Genomic DNA, 19,357 nt, shown 5'->3' with positions numbered 1-19,357 from the left:
CCCATCACCATGTCATTGGGGGAGTTTTCCATGAAGAAAGTCTATGCCAATGCCGCTGAGGCGCTCGACGGAGTGCTGTCGGATGGCATGCTGATTGCGGCGGGCGGATTCGGCCTGTGCGGCATTCCTGAGTTGTTGCTTGAGGCAATCAAGGATTCGGGCGTCAAAGACCTGAGCTTTGCGTCGAATAATGCCGGTGTGGATGATTTCGGAATCGGCATCCTGCTGCAGACCAAACAGGTCAAAAAAATGATCAGTTCTTATGTCGGTGAGAACGCGGAATTCATGCGCCAATATCTGAGCGGAGAGCTGGAGCTGGAGTTCAATCCCCAAGGCACACTGGCCGAACGGATGCGCGCGGGTGGTGCTGGGATCCCCGGTTTCTACACCAAAACCGGCGTCGGTACCGTGATAGCTAACGGGAAAGAGCACAAAGACTTCAATGGTGAGACCTACATCCTTGAAGAGGGTATCTTTGCCGATCTGGCCATCGTGAAGGCCTGGAAGGCCGATGACACCGGCAATCTGGTGTTCCGCAAGACCGCCCGCAACTTCAACGTTCCTGCCGCCACCTGCGGCAAGATTTGTGTGGCCGAAGTGGAAGAGATTGTTCCGCGCGGTTCACTGGACCCGGATTCTATCCATCTGCCCGGCATCTATGTGCATCGCATCATCCAAGGTAGCCATGAAAAGCGTATCGAACAGCGCACCACTCGCAAGAAGGAGGATGCATAATGCCCTGGGATCGGAACCAAATGGCCGCGCGCGCGGCAGAGGAACTGGAAGACGGCATGTATGTGAACCTCGGCATCGGTATTCCGACGCTGGTGGCGAACTATGTGGGTGACAAGGACATCACGCTGCAATCCGAAAACGGTATGCTGGGCATGGGCCCCTTCCCGTTCGAAGGTGAGGAAGACCCCGACCTGATCAACGCAGGCAAGCAGACGATCACCGAACTGTCCCGCACATCCTACTTCGACAGCGCGACATCCTTTGCCATGATCCGCGGCGGCAAAATCGCTGCAGCGATCCTGGGCGCGATGGAAGTGGACGAGAAAGGCGATCTGGCCAACTGGATGATCCCTGGCAAGCTGGTCAAGGGTATGGGCGGTGCGATGGATCTGGTGGCCGGTGTTGGGCGTGTCATCGTGGTGATGGATCACACCAACAAACACGGTGACTCGAAGGTTCTGAAAGAATGCACCCTTCCGCTGACCGGCAAAGGCGTGGTGGATCTCATCATCACAAACCTGGGCGTTCTGGACGTTGTCGAGGGTGGTTTGAAGATCGTCGAACTGGCGGATGGTGTCAGCGAAGACGACATGCGCGCTGCGACTCAGGCCAAAATCGTCGACTAAGTTATCGTATTCAACAAAAGGCCCGCACTGAGTGGCGGGCCTTTTTCAGTTGGCGGTTTGAAACACGCAACCGTCCGAGATCAGATCAGGCGGCGTCGCGCACAGCGCACGCGCGATCTGAAACGCGGCCAGAACCTTGGGAACGTAGTCGCGCGTTTCAACATAGGGTGGCACCCCGCTATGTTTTTTAACGGCCCCCTCACCCGCATTATATCCAGCCAACACCAGAATCGGATCGTTACCGAACTCTTCCATCAGCCAATTCAGGTATTTAACGCCACCAGCGATGTTTTGATCCGGCTGGAAACTATCATTCACACCAAAGCGCGCCGCAGTTGCGGGCATCAGCTGCATCAATCCCTGCGCACCGGCTGAACTGACGGCATCGGCGCGTCCGGCCGATTCGACTGCAATCACAGCAAGCACCAAAGCGGGCGAGACGTTTGTGCCGACTGTTGAGCGCAGAATATCCACGCCCTGTTGCTGTGCGATGGTCTGCAACGTCTGCAGCCTGGGCGATTTCACACTGGTCGCCGATAGGGCTTGGATTGCGTCTTCCAATCGCCCGGCCCGAGCCTGGGCCAAATCCGGCGAGATTCTATCCCAGAAGGCCTTGTATGAGCCCTTGGGGTTGCTTTTAACACCGACATTCGGCGCCGTGGCTGGCGGAACTTTGGCTTTCTTGATGACTTCAGGCACGACAAGTTCGGCCCCTGTGCTGGGCGCGGATGGTCTTGAGGCATGCTCTTGCGGCGAAATCTGGACGGTCACGCGCGGGCGCTCACCGGGTTTCGGCGCTTTTATCCTTTTATATACACCACGTGGTTCGGGTTCGGTTGCCCCTAAAGGCGCAACACCAACTGTTAGGAACGCCAACACACCGGCGCATTTAAGTGCGTCCCGGAGATTCATTTGCCTGCCTCATGCTCTCTTTTTACGGAAGTTGAACCGCAAAACGCCTCGCAAGGCCAGAAAAACAAAGCGAATTGGGGCAATTTCGCCTCATTTGGCGCTTTTTTGCACCGCCCGGCACGGTGAAACAGGAGTGATAACATATTTTTTCTTATTGTTATCATGCTGTTAATCAATTCGTATCGAAAAAGTTAAATCAAACAGAAAAAAATATGGGTTTGGCCCAATTCCTGCCACGCGTACCCGTCAAACATAAGCCCATACCGAGACGGACTGGAGCGGACCGAGAGAGAAAGCTCTGAAAGACGCCAAGGTTCAACAGACTTTATTAGATCCTTTAGGAGGGACGTAACATGATCAAGTTCATCAAGAACTTCCGCAAAGACGAAGACGGCGCAGTAACAGTTGACTGGGTTGTTCTGACCGCAGCAGTCATCGGCCTGGCAGCCGTTGCATACCAGCAGATTTCGGCTGGCGCGACCGGCCTGGCGACCGACGTCAACACCGCTCTGAACGGTGCGACCATCTCGACCGGCAGCAACACAGCTGCAGGTGGTGTAACCGGCGCAGGTACCGCGACCAACTAAGCAATCGCTTAGAGTATGATTTGAAACCGCGCCAAACTCGGCGCGGTTTTTCTATTTATGGAGCCCTCTCATTGGCTAGCCTGCGCCATGAGTAACAGATTTCCGGCTGTTGGCCGATTGCCCAGCAACGAGGATGGATCGCATCTTCTTATCGCCAAAGCTGTACAATTTAAGGCAATTATTCGCAAACTGTGGCGCCAAACACAATATTTGGCCCTATTTCCGCCATGCATGTCACGCAAAAATAATCTTCGAACTACGGAACAGACGGCCCGTTTTATTGCCTGGGTCGAAACGGACTATGGCTCGGAGGGGCAAGATGTATAAGTTCATCAAACGGTTTTCGCATGACGAAGACGGCGCTGTCACGGTTGATTGGGTAGTGTTGACGGCCTTGATTATTGGCATCGGGTCAGCCCTGTATCTGGCAATCGCATCTGCGACCAACAGCTACGGCGGGAACGTAAACACCGCACTTACATCCGCAACCGTCAGTACGGGCGACAATGACAATGCTGGCGGTTTCACGGCTGCGGGCACCGCTGGTGGCTCCTCCTCGGGTGGCGGATCGTCCTCTGGTGGAAGTTCCAGCGGCGGTTCGTCTTCGGGCGGTAGTTCAAGTGGTGGCTCCGGCGATGGCGGCGGCTCGGGCGGCGGTTAAAACGAACTTAGCAACGCTCATTTACACCCAGAACAGAAAACGCCGTTGCAAGCTACGCAGGGCGTTTTTTTGTTGCGTTCAGGTCTGTCCTTCGCTGGCAGGAGTTAGAGAACTACTCGTGCAACAGTATTAAGAATCCCGTGCGATTGACTAATTTGTCCCATATTTCGACACAATTGATCTGTAGGAATTATGCTGTTCAAAATTAGTGATACTGTCGCTAACTAGTCGACCGGCGAAAAAGTGAGGTACAAATATGCGAGCGGTATTCGGACTTGTTCTGATTGTCGGGGTGGCTCTGGCGGGGGGCGCTGTCTATATGGCGCGCAACTATATAGCTGAGTACCAGAACGAGCTGGCCCGTCAGAAGCAGGCGGCAGCCGAGGCATTGGCGAATGCTCAGGTCGAGGTCATCCCCACGGTAACTGTTTACGTGTCGAATCGGCCACTGAAGTATGGCGAAGCTCTGACACCGGAAGACGTTCGCGCCGTCGATTGGCCCGAAAACGCGATTCCCGAAGGCACCTTCACCGAGATGGCAGTCCTGTTTCCGGAAATTGGACCGCAGGAACGTTTTATCCTCCGCACGATGGAAAAAGACGAGGCGATTCTAGCGGTTAAAGTCACAGAGCCGGGCGAAAAGGCAGGCCTGACCTCGCGTTTGGAAAAAGGCATGCGCGCCTTCGCCATCAGCGTTGACGTGGCATCGGGCGTGTCAGGTTTCCTGCGTCCGGGCGACAATGTTGATATCTACTGGACTGGTTCGAGTGGCACCGCCGAGGGGTCAGCCGGTGGCATCACACGTCTGATTCAGTCAAACATCCAATTGATTGCTGTCGACCAGACAGCGGGCTCAGACGTTTCACAAACGACAATCGCACGAACCGTGACGGTTGCTGCAACACCCGAGCAAGTCGCAGCGCTTGCCCAGGCCCAGAACACTGGTCGTTTATCCTTGGCACTTGTTGGAGTGCAGGATGAATCGGTCGCATCTGCAATCGAAGTTGACCAAAGAAAGCTGTTGGGCATCGAAGAAATCGCGCCTGCGCCTGAAAAGGCGAAAGAGCAGGTCTGCACCACACGCATCCGAAAAGGCGGCGACACGTTCGAAACCCAAATACCCTGCACAAATTAACGTCAATTCAGAACGTTATCGGTTCAGGCCGCGCAGAACGCGCGGCCTGTTTTTTTGCTATTGTTGCCTATTGTCCACATAAACAAAATTCCGGAAACCATTGATTATTGCAATAAATTCGGTTTTCGCGCACTGTCTTACCTATAGGGCATCAGACCCAAAAAACGAGGCGTGATCGGAGAGGCAGGTCACATGACAATACGTTCCTGGATCAGCGCAACCCTGCTGGGGTTGTCGCTTGTTATGGGCCCGGTCGGCGATGCCGCCTGGGCCGAAACCCTTCGTGTGGTAAAGAAGGGCACGGTGGAAACACTGGATGTTCCGATGAATCGCGCGATCGTTGTGGAGAGCGAACAGCCGTTTGCCGAACTTAGCATTGCCAATGCAGGCATTGCGGATATCTCATCGCTTTCAGACCGGACTATCTATGTTTTGGGTAAGACACCGGGCATGACCACCCTGACGCTGTTTGATGGCGCAGGCATGCTGTTGGCAAATGTGCGCGTTCGTGTTGCGCCTGATGTTACAGAATTTAAAGAGCGTCTGCGTCAGATTCTGCCATCCGAGCCGATTGAGGTCCGCACCGCCAATGACGGCATTGTATTGTCGGGCACAGTTTCAAGCTCAGCCAAGCTGGCACGTGCGCTTGAATTGGCAGAACGCTATGCACCTGAACGCGTATCGAACCTGATGTCGGTCGGGGGTGTTCAGCAAGTCATGTTAAAAGTTCGCTTTGCCGAGATGAACCGCTCGGTTGCGAAACAGCTTTCTTCATCTCTTTCCTTCGGAGCCGGCGACGTTTCAGGTGGTTTCAACCCTCAGAACCTTGTTCCCCCTGTTTCGGTCCAAGACGGAACGTTGCTGTTCGGCTTCGGTGTGGGTTCGGCACAGGTCAATGTTTTGCTTCAGGCACTGGAAACAAAAGGTTTGGTGCGAAATCTGGCGGAGCCCAATCTGTCCGCCCTTTCCGGACAAGAAGCGGCCTTCCTTGCAGGTGGTGAGGTTCCAATCCCAGTTCCGCAGGACGATGGCGTCGTTGCAATCGAGTTTAAACAGTTCGGTGTTGAAATGAAGTTCACACCACGCGTGGTGGACGGTGACCTGATCAACCTGGAAATGGGTACAGCCGTATCGGCCATCGATACAAGTTCGAACTTCACGATCAATGGCGACATCGTACCCAGCTTTATCACGCGTCTGGCGAAGACGACGATTGAACTGCGGGATGGTGAGAGCTTTGCAATCGCCGGTCTACTCCAGGATAATTTCACCGATCAAAACAACCAGATCCCATGGTTGGGCGATGTTCCGATCCTGGGCGCGCTTTTCCGTAGCGCCGACTATCAACGTGAACAGAGCGAGCTTGTCATCATCGTGACTGCGCATTTGGTCAGCCCAACACGCGGCGAAGCCCTTGCGTTGCCAACTGATCGCGTCAAACCACCCAGCGATTTTGACCTGTTCGTCACGGGCCGTGTCGCACGCACGAAACGCCAAGGTGCGGGTGCTGCATCCGAGGTTGCCAAGCAGGACTTTGGCAGCTCCTACGGCTACGTCCTGGATTGATAAGGAGGATAGACCAATGAACAAATGGATTATCACCTTGGGTCTTACGGTTGCCATCTCGGCCTGTACGCGCGAGGCTGGATATGAGCTCGACCAGGGCGCATATGGCAACGCGACGCTAAACAATATTCAGGTCATGAATGGCGAGCTGACATTCGCTCAGATCCTGAGCCGCAGATTCGCTGCAGACGTACCGGTCCAGATCAACTTTGCCTTCAACAGCGCGCAACTGGATGCCTCGGCGCAGGCCATTCTGCGGCGTCAGGCTGACTGGATCAAACAATTCCCAGAAGCGAGGTTCCGCGTTTATGGTCATACGGACGCCGTCGGATCGACCAGCTACAACCAGAGCCTTGGTCTGCGCCGCGCGCAAGCAGCGGTTAACTATCTGGTTCAGCAGGGAATTTCACGCTCCAGGCTCGAAGCGGTGGTCTCGTTTGGCAAAACGCGGCCACTGATTGACACGCCGGATCGTGACCGGCGGAACCGTCGCACTGTTACCGAAGTATCGGGCTTTGCTGACGGCAGATCACAGCTATTGGATGGCAAGTACGCCGACATCATCTATCGCGAGTACATCGATAGCGCAACGCGGCCCAGCTATATTGAAGAATCGTCTAGCACCTCTGCCGACGGTTGATAATACACCCGAAATGGGCGACATCGTCGCCCATTTCCCTACAATTGGTTCTTTTGCGCCAAATTCTTGCCCAACTTCACAGCGACATTGTCAACAATTGGGTGACCTGCGGCCTGAATTGACCGCATAGGGGCGACAGCAAATCAATCGGCGTGATCTTCGTCCGCAAGAAATGCTGGCCTCTTTCAACGAGGGTAGTTTGTATGACCAGCGCGACGCCGCATGACGATAACACCGGTATTCTGGCCTGCACGATAAGCCGGGACGTCCAGAACTTCGATCTGTTGATCGAAGATATGGAGGCCGCTCTGGGTGAGCGATGGGGTGATCTTGGTTTTGCCGAGGCATTGGCGTTTTTCGGTCAACCCGAAGCCGATTCACTGCAATTCGTGGCCTTGGCCATTGATGGCGAAGACGAAGACAACCTTTCCCTGATGGGCGAAATCATCGCACAAGCGAAAGAAAAGAAAATCAAAGTAGTATTGATCGCCGAGGATGTCACACCCGCATCCTTGCATCAGCTTCTGCGAAAGGGGGCGGACGAGTTTGTCCCCTACCCCCTACCCGAAGGCGAATTGCAGGAAGCCATCGAACGCATGAACCAGCCCGACCCGGTTGCCGCTGCACACGCAGCGGCTGTTCCGTTGGCCGGCGGTGATGCCAAAGAAGGTGCAATGTTCGTCGTACATGGCCTGGCCGGAGGTGTCGGCTCAACAACCATGGCCGTGAACCTTGCGTGGGAACTCGCTAACGTGTCTGACAAGGAGGCCCCGACGGTTTGCCTGATCGATCTGGATCTGCAATTCGGCACAGTCTCAACCTACCTTGATTTGCCACGCCGCGAGACCGTGTTCGAAATGCTGTCTGACACAGCAGCCATGGATGATGAAGTCTTCTCGCAAGCGCTTCAAACCTATGAAGAAAAGCTGCAGGTTTTGACTGCGCCGGCCGACATGGTGCCGCTGGATCTGATTACGCCAGAAGACATTCAGCGGGTCATAGATATGGCGCGCAAGCATTTCGACTACGTCGTCGTGGACATGCCGAAAACGCTGGTTCACTGGTCAGAAACCGTTTTGCAGGCATCCCATGTGTATTTTGCCATGATCGAGCTGGATATGCGATCTGCCCAAAACGCATTGCGCCTGAAACGCGCCCTGCAAGCCGAAGAATTGCCGTTCGAAAAACTGCGTTTCGCGCTGAACCGTGCGCCCAAATTCACCGATCTGAATGGTAAAGGCCGTGTAAAACGCATGGGTGAAAGTCTTGGCATTTCCATTGATCTGCAACTGCCGGATGGCGGAAAACCTGTGATGCAAAGCGGCGATCACGGCCTGCCATTGGCCAACGCCGCAGCCAAGAACCCACTGCGCCGCGAATTCGCGAAGCTGGCGAAATCACTTCATAGCCTGGGCAGTAGTGACGCCGAGGCCGCATAAAACCATCCCAAGGGGGGATCAGTCGTGTTTTCAAGATACAAAAAACAGCCCGAAGCGCAGCCGGTGCAAACGCCGGCCAAAGCGCCTGCAGACGCCGCGACTGTAGATACCCCGACTCAAACCGCCATCGCCCGTAAGCCGGTTCAGAAGGCAGCGGCGGAAGCGGTCGGTGTTGATCGCGATCGCAAACGCAAAGAGCGGCTGAGCGAAATCAAGATCGAACTGCACCGCGAACTGCTAGAAAACCTGAATCTTTCCGCACTGGAAAACGCGGACGAATCCGAGCTGCGCTCAGAGATCAGCGCGATCGCCAGCGAAGTTCTCGAAGCGCGTAGCATTGTTCTGAACCGGGAAGACCGGACACAGCTGAACAAAGAACTTTATGACGAGGTTACAGGCCTTGGCCCCTTGGAAACGCTGCTTCAGGACGACACTGTCAACGATATTCTGGTAAACGGCCCGCAACAGATCTTTGTGGAACGCGCCGGTAAGCTGGAAATCAGTGACATCACGTTCAAGGACGAAAAACACCTGATGCGGATCATCGACAAGATCGTATCCGCTGTGGGTCGTCGAGTTGATGAATCCAACCCCTATGTTGACGCCCGTCTGGCCGATGGGTCGCGTTTCAACGCCATGGTGCCGCCAATTGCGGTGGACGGCTCATTGGTGTCGATTCGTAAGTTTAAGAAAGATAAACTGGGTATCGATGATCTGGTCAATTTCGGTGCGTTTACCGAAGAAATGGCCGTCTATTTGCAGGCCGCGGTGTCGACCCGACTGAACGTGATCGTTTCGGGCGGTACAGGTTCCGGTAAGACAACCACATTGAACGCCCTGTCCAGCTTTATCGACAATGCCGAGCGCATCCTGACCATTGAGGATACGGCGGAACTTCAGCTGCAACAAACCCATGTAGGCCGGATGGAAAGCCGCCCGCCCAACGTGGAAGGCAAAGGTGAGGTCAGCCCACGCGACTGTCTGAAAAACGCACTGCGTATGCGTCCTGACCGTATCATCGTGGGCGAGACGCGTGGCGCCGAGGTGATCGACATGTTGCAGGCCATGAACACCGGCCATGATGGTTCTATGACCACGATCCACGCCAACTCGGCCCGCGATGGTATCTCGCGCCTGGAAAACATGATCGCGATGGCGGGGATCGAAATGCCGATCAAAGCGGTCCGCAGCCAGATCTCATCCGCTGTGAACCTGATCGTTCAGGCCAGCCGTCTGCAGGACGGCTCGCGCCGCATGACCTCGATCACCGAGATCACCGGCATGGAAGGCGACGTTATTTCGATGCAGGAAATCTTTAAGTTTCAACGTGTTGGATTGACGCCTGACAACAAGATCATCGGCCACTTCACCGCAACCGGTGTACGCAGCCACTATTCGGAACGGTTCCGTTTGTGGGGTTTTGACCTGCCCGCGTCGATTTATGACCCAACCACAGTGTAGGAGAGCTTAGTATGAATGTGCCTATGGAGGCGATCATCTATGTCGCCATATTTGTGGGGGTCCTTGCCCTGGTCGAGGGCATCTATCTTGTCGCGTTCGGCAAATCCATCAGCCTGAACAACCGGGTTAATCGCCGTCTGGACATGCTGGAAAAAGGTGCCGGCCGCGAACAGGTATTGGAACAGCTGCGTAAGGAAATGCAGCAGCATATGAAATCGCAGAGCATCCCTCTGTATTCATTGCTTGCAGACAAAGCGCAAAAGGCCGCGATTGCATTCTCGCCACGGCAGCTGATCATGATCATGTGCTTGGTCTCTGTTGTCGCGTTCATGGGGCTCAGCATTGGCACTGCCACAGAAATCACCCTGCGCATCGCGATTTCAATCGCGATTGGCATTGGGGGCGTCTACGCATGGGTTAACCACAAAGCCAAAAAACGGATGAGCCTGATCGAAGAGCAGCTACCCGATGCCGTGGAGCTGATGGTCCGGTCCCTTCGTGTGGGCAACCCGTTTGTCTCGACAATTCAGGTGGTTTCGAACGAAGTTCAGGACCCGCTGGGAACCGAGTTCGGCGTGATCGCCGACGAATGCGCCTATGGTCGCGATGTCGGCGAGGCGCTGAAAGACATGGCAGAACGGTTGGATATGCAGGATTTGCGGTTCCTGGCTGTTGCTGTCGGCATTCAGCAGCAATCCGGTGGCAACCTTGCGGAAATTCTGGCCGGTCTGGCGCAGGTTATCCGCGCTCGTTTCCGGCTGTTCCGTCGGGTGAAAGCCATCACGGCCGAGGCGCAGTGGTCCGGCAAGTTCCTGTCTGGTTTCCCGATCGCCTGTCTGGTGTTTATTCTGGTCAAGGACCCCGGCTACTATGACGACGTCCTGGATCATCCCTGGTTCATTCCGGCCTGTTTTGTCGTTGGTATCCTGCTGACGTTGAACCTGATCGTCATGAAAATCATCACCAACATTAAGGTCTGAGGGCGGTCTCATGGAGTTTCTGAACAATATCAATGACCTGCTGACCCAGAACCTGGGTGAGTTTGGCCCCCTGATCGTTGTGGGTATTCTGGGCCTTGTTCTGATCGGCGTTGCTGTTTCGTTGATGATGAACCAGCCTGAGGATCCGCTGAAAAAACTTCAGCGTTCAACAGCCGCACCCAAAACGGCGAAGAAAGGCAAGAAGGACAGGCTGCGCCACGGCAGCCAGAACGAGCAGCTTGAGAAGTTCGCCACCTTTCTAGAACCCAAGGACCAGGAAGAGTATTCGGCCGTTCAGCTAAAGCTGCGGCAAGCGGGGTATCAGTCCAAGGATGCTGTGCGTTTCTTCCACTTTGCCCAGTTTGCCCTGGGTATTTCGGGTATTGTTCTGGGCGTCATGTTGATCACGGTGTTGGCAGGAGATCAGGAATACACCGGCCAGCAGCAGATTATCCGGGTCCTGCTGCCCGGCGGTATCGGCTATATGATCCCGAAATACTGGATCACACGCCGCGTCGCGGAACGGCAGGAGGCGATCACCGCCGGCTTCCCTGACACGCTTGACCTGATGTTGGTCTGTGTCGAGGCCGGGCAATCTCTGGATCAGGCCATTGTCCGCGTTGCCGGTGAGATGAAATCATCCTATCCGGATATCGCGCAGGAATTCGAAGTTGTCGCCTATGAAATGAAGGCCGGCAAAGACAAAGACACTGTTCTCCGCGACTTCGGCACCCGCTGTGGTGTGCAGGATGTCAGCTCTTTCGTGACGGTGATGATCCAGTCGGCCACATTCGGTACATCGATTGCCGAAGCCCTGCGGGTTTATGCCGGTGAGATGCGCGACAAACGCGTCATGCGCGCTGAAGAAGCCGCAAATAAGTTGCCTACGAAAATGACTCTGGTCACAATGATGCTGACGGTTCCACCATTGTTGATCATTCTGATTGGCCCCTCTGCAAATGTCATTTCGAGCTTTGGCCGCGGATAAAGCGCCAATGAACACAAATACCAGGTGTGTCCGGCCCGGACTTCGCCGACTGCTTCAAGCCACCGTGGTCATAGCCACGGTGGTTTCTTGCGATGATATCGGTCGGCCCAACGGGCTGGACGCGCCAGGTGTCGATCCCAATGGACAAACCAGCGACAACATTGCAACCGGCAACAGACTGATGGCCGTCGGAGAGTATGAGCTTGCCTTGCAAAGCTTTAGCCGCGCCGCACTTGACCAGGGGATGACGCCACAAGTCCTGACCTCGCTGGGTACTGCCAATCTCGGATTGCGGCGTTTGGGCCAGGCAGAACCTTTGCTAAGGCGTGCAGTCGAAGACGATACCGAATGGCCCATAGCATGGAACAATCTGGGGGTATTGCTGATGGAGCAGCAGAAATACCCCGAAGCCGCTCAGGTGTTTCAACGCGCCTTTGCCCTGGATAATGGCGAAAGTGACGCAATCCGAGACAATCTGCGCTTAGCACTCGCAAAAATGGAAAATCCTGTTAATACTGCTCCGCAAGAAGAAGAATATACACTGGAACAGCGCGGCGACGGGCAATTTACGCTGCGCAAACGCCAGTAACCGAGGCAAGAGCAGTAAAGGACGCAAAAATGCGCCAACAATTCTTGATTCCGTCACTCCTTCTGAGCGGGCTTGTTCTGGCCGCGTGTGAAAAAGAATCCGCCGAAGAACGGGTTGAACGCACATTTCAGGAAGTGAACGTCATCGACGAAACCAACCTGAACGACGTTCTTCTGAACGCCTCAGATCCCAACGAAGCAGTGACCTATTTTCAGGGCGCCGCCGCCAAGAACCCCAACCGAATCGATCTTCAGCGTGGACTGGCCGTTTCGCTGGGCCGGGCAAAACGTACCACCGAAGCAAGCGCTGCCTGGAAACGGGTGACGACCATGAAGGGAACAAACAGTTCCGATAAGGTCGAATATGCGGATGCGCTGGTTCGAAATGGCGATTGGGCGCAGGCAAAAACTGTGTTGGATTCGGTTCCCCCAACCTATGAAACCTTCAAGCGCTATCGGCTTGAGGCTGTTGTGGCTGATTCCAGAAAAGAATGGAAACGCGCCGATCATTTCTATGAAACAGCCATGGGTCTGACGACCCGCCCCGGCAGCGTCATGAACAACTGGGGCTACTCCAAACTGACCCGGGGCCAGTATGCCGAAGCCGAACGCCTGTTTTCCGACGCCGTTCGGCAGGACAGCTCTTTGTTTACGGCAAAGAATAACCTGGTTCTGGCCCGTTCGGCACAAGGGAATTACAGCCTGCCTGTTGTGCCGATGTCACAGGTCGAACGCGCGCAGTTGTTGAACACAATGGGTATCTCAGCCGTCAAACAGGGCGACATCAATACCGCGAAGAACCTGTTCCGCGAGGCGATCTCGACCCATCCGCAGCATTTTGACGAAGCCGTCAGATCTCTGCGCGCGCTTGAGAGTTCTACCTAAATGGAAATTCCTATTCGCGCGGCGATCTGGTTCTTGCCGTTCATCCTGCCGATCTGCCTGTATGTCGCCTTTACAGACATGAGGGATATGAAAATCAAGAACCATGCGGTTGTCGCCTTGGCGATGATCTATGTGGTGGTTGGGCTGATTGCCCTACCCCCTTGGTCTACCGAGGCAATCAGCGGCTCGCTTGGTCCCTTCCCGGTCGCCTTTTCCCCATATATCTGGCAGTTGCTGCATCTGCCTATTGTGCTGGTAGCGGGCATTCTTTTGAATGCCATCGGTGCTTTTGGTGCGGGTGATGCAAAGTTTCTGGCTGCTGCGTCGCCCTTTGTCTGGATTCAGGACCTGGGTGTTCTGATCGCGATACTGCTGGCAACGGTACTGGGCGCCGTTGCCACTCACCGGCTGGCCCGCCATACCAGATTACGCACCATCGCGCCCCATTGGGAAAGCTGGGATCGCGGCAAGAAGTTCCCGATGGGCCTCGCCCTGGCCGGGGCTTTGGTCATGTATCTGATTTTGGGCACTGTTTACGGATCGTAAACTATCATCTGTGCGCCATGCCGCTGCCTTGGTCCCGCCACAAAGCTGGGCCAGATTTCCCGCAAGTGGCCCCTCTGCGGGCATGTGTGTGATTTCTGGATAGACGAGCGCCGCGCATGAATATGCAAACCTCCGCCGTGATGGCCCCTCCTGCGCCTAAGGGATTGGGCGAAATGCAGCTTCCGCTGGTGATGATGCGGGACATTATGCTGAAAACGGTGTTTCGCAAGAATGCCAGCACCGTATCCGAAGTGGCCGAGGCGATCTGCCTGCCCGGCGCTGTCACACAGGAACTGATCGACATCGCGCGCGAACAGAAACTGCTGGAAGCCACGGGCACCCTGAACGCCAATAGCGGTAACGAGATGGGATATCAGCTGACCGACGCAGGCAAGGCCCGTGCCCTGGACGCGCTGAGCCAGTCAGAGTATTTCGGCGCCATGCCTGTTCCGCTGGATGTGTACCGCGAGCAAGTCAAACGTCAGTCTATCCGCAACATTCAGGTCACCCGTGACCAATTGGTCAGCGCGATGGGCCATCTGGTTCTGCCCGACAGCCTGCTGGATCACCTGGGCCCCGCGGTCAGCGCAGGGCGCTCAATCCTGATGTATGGTCCTCCGGGGAACGGTAAGTCCTCGATCTCGAACGGTATCCGCGATGCATTGGGCGACAATGTCTATGTCCCGTACGCCATCGAATATGCGGGTCAGGTGATCACCGTCTATGACCCGATTGTGCACACAGCAATCGAGCAGGAAGCCGATGACCCTAACAGCCTGCGCCGCCGCAAACGGTTCGATTCACGCTATGTTCAGTGCGAACGTCCGACCGTGGTGACAGGTGGTGAACTGTCGCTCAGCATGCTGGATCTGGTTTACAACCCCACCGCGCGAACCTATCAAGCCCCGCTGCAGTTGAAATCAACCGGTGGCATCTTCATCGTGGACGACCTTGGCCGTCAGGCAGAACCGCCACAGGCGCTGGTCAACCGCTGGATTGTTCCACTGGAAGAAAACAAGGATATCCTCGGCCTGCAATCGGGTGAGAAATTCGAGGTGCCGTTTGATACACTGGTTATCTTCTCGACCAACTTCCACCCGAATGAAATCTTTGACCAAGCCGCCCTGCGCCGGATCTTCTTCAAGATCAAGATCGATGGTCCGAACCAGGAAAACTTCCTGAAAATCTTCGCCATGGTCGCCCGCAAACGCGGCATGCCACTGGATGAGGCCGCGCTGGTTCATCTGCTCAAGGTCAAATACCCGACCATCGATAACATCTATGCGAACTACCAGCCGATCTTCCTGATCGACCAGATGATTTCGATCTGCGAATTCGAGGGCATCCCTTATCAGATGAGCCCCGATCTGATCGACCGGGCTTGGGCCAACATGTTCGTCAAGGACGAGAAGATCGTCAAATAACGCTGTGCCATTCTGACACAAGGGCGGTTAGTCTGCGGCCATGACGCAGATTCCCGCCCGGATCACCGATTGGTTTTCAGCCAAAGGTTGGTCCATCCACCCGCATCAGCAACACATGTTCGACCGGGCGCAGGACGCGGCCACCTTGCTGATTGCCCCCACCGGGGGCGGCAAGACGATGGCCGGGTTTCTGCCCTCTCTGGCCGAACTGGCGGAAGGCGGCCGCCAAGGGTTGCACACGATCTATGTCTCGCCGTTGAAGGCTCTGGCAGCGGACATCAAACGCAACCTGCGCGCGCCGGTGGAGGAGATCGGCCTGCCAATCCGCATCGAGGATCGCACTGGCGACACCTCGGCCACCCAGAAGAAACGCCAGCGGGCAGACCCACCGCATATTCTGCTGACGACGCCCGAAAGCCTGGCCCTGCTGACCTCCTACGAGGATGCGCCGCGTATGTTTGAAGGGGTGCAACGGGTCGTCGTGGATGAAATCCATGCCCTCGCTGAAAGCAAGCGTGGAGATCAGTTGATGCTGGCACTCGCGCGGTTGCAGACCTTGTGCCCGAACCTGCGTCGCGTGGGTCTGTCGGCAACGGTCGAAGACCCCGAAGGCATCGCCCGCTTTCTGGCACGGCATCCGGACCCTTGCCGCATCATTCAGGCCGATCCCGGGCCTGATCCTGATATTGCGATGTTGGAAACCGAGGACATGCCGCCGTGGTCCGGCGGCGGCGCGGCTTATGCAATCCCCGCGGTGCTAGACCAAATCCGCCAGCACAAAACAACTTTGATCTTTCACAACACCCGCGCGCAGGCCGAGATTTTCTTTCACAATCTATGGCTTGCCAATGATGAAGGCCTGCCCATCGGCATCCACCATGGCAGTCTGGACCGCCAACAGCGTGAACGGGTCGAGGCAGCTATGGTCAGGGGCGACCTACGCGCCATCGTGTGCACCGGCTCTCTGGATCTAGGGATCGATTGGGGCGATGTCGATCTGGTTATCCAGATCGGTGCCCCCAAGAATGTCAAACGGCTGGTGCAGCGGATCGGGCGAGCAAACCATCGCTACAACGCCCCGTCCAAGGCCCTGTTGGTGCCCGCCAATCGGTTCGAGGTGGTGGAATGCGTCGCCGCGCTAGAGGCCGCCAAGGCTCATGAACTGGACGGAGAACCACGCGGCGCAGGCCCCCGTGACGTGTTGTGCCAGCATATCCTGATCGCAGCGGCGGCAGGGCCGTTCGACGCCGATGCGCTGTTCGCGGAGATGACTTCGGCCGGGCCATTTGCCGAGCTGACCCGCCCGGAATTCGACGCCTGTCTGGATTTCTGCGCTACCGGTGGCTACGCCCTGCGCGCCTATGATCGGTGGCAAAGACTGCAACAGCGCCCTGACGGGTTGTGGCAGTTACGCGACCCCCGCGCCGCGGCACGCATCCGCATGAACCTTGGCACGATTCAGGACACGGATACGCTGAAAGTTCGGCTCAGGCGTAACCGAGGCGGCAAACCCCTCGGCGAGGTTGAAGAGGCGTTTGCTGCCTCTCTCACCCCTGGCGATACCTTCCTGATCGGCGGCCAGATCGTGCGCTATGAGGGGTTGCGTGAGATGGTGGTCGAGGTCAGCCGTCGTGCCGATAAGAAACCCAAAATTGCCACCTTCGCAGGGACGAAATTTGCCACCTCCACCCAGCTGAGCGACCGCATCCTGCGCATGTTCGCACAACCCGATTGGCCTCAGTTGCCTCATCACACTGCAGACTGGTTGGCCTTGCAGAGGGACATATCCCGACTGCCCCAACGTGATCGCCTGCTGATTGAGAGCTTTCCAAGCGACGGACGAGAGCACCTATGCGTTTACGGCTTCGCGGGACGCAATGCCCAGCAGACTTTGGGCTTGCTGCTAACCAAACGCATGGAAGAAACCGGGCTCGCACCCTTGGGTTTTGTCGCAACGGACTACGCGACCTTGATTTGGGGCTTGGATGCCGTGACCGATCCAAGCCCCCTGTTCCAACGCGACGCTTTACGAGAGGGTTTGGACACATGGCTGGCCGGCAATGCCGTCATGAAACGCACCTTTCGTGCCTCGGCCACAATCGCTGGCCTGATCGAACGCAACACCGGCGGGCAACGCAAAAGCGGACGGCAGGCCACGTTTTCGTCAGATATCCTCTACGATACGCTGCTGAAATACGACCCCGGCCACCTGCTGATGCAGATCACCCGAGAGGAGGCCATGCGCGGGCTGGTTGATTTTGGGCGCATCGAGGCAATGGTGGAGCGGATCGGCGACCGGATTGATCTGCTGCGGCTGGACCGCATCACACCACTGGCCGCGCCGCTGTTTCTGGAGGTGGGGAAGATCCCGGTCAAAGGTGCAGCTGAGGAGCGATTGCTGGCTGAAGAAAGCGCGCGCCTTCTCGAAGCCGCCGGGTTGAACCAGTTGTAACCTCTTGCGCGTGGCGCGGAATCAAGCAAAGAACGTACCATGAACGGTTTGGACTTTTTGTTTTGCGGACAGGCGCTGCGCGCCCTTCCCTCGGGTGCGTTATGGTGGGCGGAGCAGCGGATGCTGTGTGTTTCAGACCTGCATCTGGGCAAGTCCGAACGGCTGGCGCGGCGCGGCGGGTTGACCCTGCCTCCCTATGACAGCCGGGATACGCTGGATCGGCTATCGACCGATCTGGATGCGACAGGCGCACAAAACGTTCTGTGCCTGGGTGACAGTTTCGACGATCTGGTTGCCTCAACCACCTTGGCAGAATCCGAGAAGCTGCAGATCGCAGCGCTGCAGGCCGGTCGGGAATGGGTCTGGATTGAAGGCAACCACGATCCCGGCCCTATCGAATTGGGTGGGACACATCTGGCAGAATGGGCCAAAGGCCCACTGGTATTCCGACACATCGCTGAGGAAAATTCCAAGGGCGAAGTCTCAGGCCATTTTCACCCAAAGGTACGCCTGTCTATCCGAGGGCGATCAATTTCGCGCCCGGCTTTCTTGTTGGATCAGAAACGGCTTATTCTGCCCGCCTATGGCACCTACACGGGCGGTTTACGCAGCTCGGACATCACCCTGTCAGATCTGATGGCAAAGGATGCGATGGCCATTCTAACCGGGCCCAACCCGCAGATGATCCCGATGCCACGCGAGGGTTAGATCAGCCCGTCTTCTTCCAGCTTCGGCTTATATTTGCGGCTGACCGGCACCAGGTCGCCATTGACCAGACGCAAAAGCGTTTTACCTCCCGTCTTTTCAACACCCGAAATCGAGGCATCTGTGACCCAGTGCGAGCGATGCGAGCAATGGCCCGGCACAGGCTCCATCTCGGCAATCGCATCGGTAAACCGGGATCGGATCGAAAAGACACCGTCTGAGGTGACAACGTCCACATAGTGATCCCGTACGGTCAGCCGGTAAATCTGCCCCTCAAATCCTTCAGGCAATCGCCTGACCAGACGTGGCAACTCCGGGGGCATAGGTTCCCCGCTGCCAGCATGCAAATCACCGCGACGCACAAGCACAAGGCCCGTGGCAAACAGTGCGCCATAAGCGGCAACCGATTTAACCTCGGGCACCATCTTTCCGGTATAGGTGAACAAACACCAAGCCAGCAGCCACAGCAGCGGTGTCAGAAACACCAAGATCACCGCCGCGAAAGCCAGGTCGCGCAGCGGCAGTTTCACCAGTATCAGCTTGTCTCGCAAAAGCTTCCGGGTCACACAAATCGCGCCCAAAGCGATTGTCATCACGCCGACCCAGAACAGCAGGCGCAATCCAAATGAAAAACCCGTATCCATGAACGGTGGGAAGGCATATGCCAGCAACGGAAGAAAAATGAACGCGGCACACATGCGCTGAGGGGTAAGTGCCGTTCTGAGTTCACTGACTTTGGTATCCATACTTATCTTCAAATGCACCGCGCCGTATCAACACTAAACATATTGGCGAAGATGCAGACGTACCTCGTAACCATCTGGAAAATAATACTTATCACTATATACTTCACAAGGGAAGCTTTTCAAAGAAATACCACGCCCGTGGTCATGCGGGCGCGGTAAATCATGTCTTAAGCAATCTGGTTCCGGGTGTGGGCCCAGTACGCCGGCTCAGGCCGTCAGGCCTTCGGGTTCTGGCAGTTTGTTTGCGCGGCATGCTGCTGTGACGGTGTTTGCGAGCAGGC

General features: G+C 56.1%; 19 protein-coding genes. 17 read left to right on the top strand and 2 right to left on the bottom strand.

Features of this window, described 5'->3' with window-relative positions; translation table 11 throughout:
- Positions 1-30 precede the first annotated feature (30 nt).
- Together AC2FFE_RS17780 and AC2FFE_RS17775 are read left to right on the top strand one after the other, a co-directional pair.
- A complete protein-coding gene (locus AC2FFE_RS17780) occupies positions 31-735 on the top strand; it encodes a CoA transferase subunit A (RefSeq protein WP_496817187.1) in 705 nt (234 codons plus the stop codon).
- Positions 735-1,361, top strand: a complete 627-nt coding sequence (locus tag AC2FFE_RS17775; protein ID WP_353013721.1) for a 3-oxoacid CoA-transferase subunit B — start codon at positions 735-737, stop codon at positions 1,359-1,361. The genes AC2FFE_RS17780 and AC2FFE_RS17775 overlap by 1 nt, the downstream gene beginning before the upstream one ends.
- A gap of 45 nt (positions 1,362-1,406) precedes the next feature.
- Here AC2FFE_RS17775 and AC2FFE_RS17770 read toward each other — a convergent pair whose 3' ends face one another.
- Positions 1,407-2,273, bottom strand: a complete 867-nt coding sequence (locus AC2FFE_RS17770) for a lytic transglycosylase domain-containing protein (RefSeq protein ID WP_496817186.1) — start codon at positions 2,271-2,273, stop codon at positions 1,407-1,409.
- 353 nt (positions 2,274-2,626) lie between these two features.
- Here AC2FFE_RS17770 and AC2FFE_RS17765 point away from each other — a divergent pair, with 353 nt between their 5' ends.
- The 15 genes from AC2FFE_RS17765 to pdeM all read left to right on the top strand — a co-directional run bounded on the left by AC2FFE_RS17765 (position 2,627) and on the right by pdeM (position 18,333).
- Positions 2,627-2,860 carry a Flp family type IVb pilin gene (locus tag AC2FFE_RS17765; protein WP_170530996.1) on the top strand — a complete coding sequence of 78 codons (234 nt, stop codon included), beginning with the start codon at positions 2,627-2,629 and terminating at the stop codon, positions 2,858-2,860.
- 319 nt (positions 2,861-3,179) lie between these two features.
- A complete protein-coding gene (locus AC2FFE_RS17760; RefSeq protein ID WP_496847261.1) occupies positions 3,180-3,521 on the top strand; it encodes a Flp family type IVb pilin in 342 nt (113 codons plus the stop codon).
- A gap of 256 nt (positions 3,522-3,777) precedes the next feature.
- Entirely contained in the window at positions 3,778-4,656 is an 879-nt protein-coding gene (gene cpaB / locus AC2FFE_RS17755) for a Flp pilus assembly protein CpaB (RefSeq protein WP_496817183.1), read from the top strand.
- 192 nt (positions 4,657-4,848) lie between these two features.
- Entirely contained in the window at positions 4,849-6,222 is a 1,374-nt protein-coding gene (locus AC2FFE_RS17750; protein ID WP_496847260.1) for a type II and III secretion system protein family protein, read from the top strand.
- Positions 6,223-6,238: 16 nt separating this feature from the next.
- Positions 6,239-6,862 (top strand): OmpA family protein, encoded by a 624-nt coding sequence (locus tag AC2FFE_RS17745; protein ID WP_496817181.1) that lies wholly within the window; start codon positions 6,239-6,241, stop codon positions 6,860-6,862.
- Between the two features lie 203 nt (positions 6,863-7,065).
- Positions 7,066-8,301, top strand: a complete 1,236-nt coding sequence (locus AC2FFE_RS17740) for a CpaE/TadZ family protein (RefSeq protein WP_496847259.1) — start codon at positions 7,066-7,068, stop codon at positions 8,299-8,301.
- 24 nt (positions 8,302-8,325) lie between these two features.
- On the top strand, positions 8,326-9,762 hold the full coding sequence (locus AC2FFE_RS17735) for a TadA family conjugal transfer-associated ATPase (protein ID WP_496817179.1): 1,437 nt from the start codon (positions 8,326-8,328) through the stop codon (positions 9,760-9,762).
- 11 nt (positions 9,763-9,773) lie between these two features.
- On the top strand, positions 9,774-10,742 hold the full coding sequence (locus AC2FFE_RS17730; RefSeq protein ID WP_496817178.1) for a type II secretion system F family protein: 969 nt from the start codon (positions 9,774-9,776) through the stop codon (positions 10,740-10,742).
- Between the two features lie 10 nt (positions 10,743-10,752).
- Entirely contained in the window at positions 10,753-11,730 is a 978-nt protein-coding gene (locus tag AC2FFE_RS17725; protein WP_496817177.1) for a type II secretion system F family protein, read from the top strand.
- Positions 11,731-11,737: 7 nt separating this feature from the next.
- Positions 11,738-12,319 (top strand): tetratricopeptide repeat protein, encoded by a 582-nt coding sequence (locus AC2FFE_RS17720; RefSeq protein WP_496847258.1) that lies wholly within the window; start codon positions 11,738-11,740, stop codon positions 12,317-12,319.
- Positions 12,320-12,348: 29 nt separating this feature from the next.
- Entirely contained in the window at positions 12,349-13,203 is an 855-nt protein-coding gene (locus tag AC2FFE_RS17715) for a tetratricopeptide repeat protein (RefSeq protein ID WP_496817175.1), read from the top strand.
- Positions 13,204-13,749 (top strand): prepilin peptidase, encoded by a 546-nt coding sequence (locus AC2FFE_RS17710; protein ID WP_496817174.1) that lies wholly within the window; start codon positions 13,204-13,206, stop codon positions 13,747-13,749.
- 116 nt (positions 13,750-13,865) lie between these two features.
- Entirely contained in the window at positions 13,866-15,173 is a 1,308-nt protein-coding gene (locus AC2FFE_RS17705) for a DUF8689 domain-containing protein (RefSeq protein ID WP_496817173.1), read from the top strand.
- Between the two features lie 40 nt (positions 15,174-15,213).
- Positions 15,214-17,625, top strand: a complete 2,412-nt coding sequence (locus AC2FFE_RS17700) for a ligase-associated DNA damage response DEXH box helicase (protein ID WP_496847257.1) — start codon at positions 15,214-15,216, stop codon at positions 17,623-17,625.
- A 39-nt stretch (positions 17,626-17,664) separates the two neighbouring features.
- Positions 17,665-18,333 (top strand): ligase-associated DNA damage response endonuclease PdeM, encoded by a 669-nt coding sequence (pdeM, locus tag AC2FFE_RS17695; RefSeq protein ID WP_496817171.1) that lies wholly within the window; start codon positions 17,665-17,667, stop codon positions 18,331-18,333.
- On the opposite strand, the gene AC2FFE_RS17690 is transcribed toward pdeM, so the two are convergent.
- Complete coding sequence (locus tag AC2FFE_RS17690) at positions 18,330-19,076, bottom strand: LytTR family DNA-binding domain-containing protein (RefSeq protein WP_496847256.1); 747 nt, start codon at positions 19,074-19,076, stop codon at positions 18,330-18,332. The genes pdeM and AC2FFE_RS17690 overlap by 4 nt on opposite strands.
- Between the last annotated feature and the right edge of the window lie 281 nt (positions 19,077-19,357).

The organism is Ruegeria sp. YTSA168 (genome assembly GCF_059610045.1).
The sequence above is the reverse complement of the archived record's forward strand: the minus strand, read 5'-3'. Positions and strand labels throughout refer to the sequence as shown.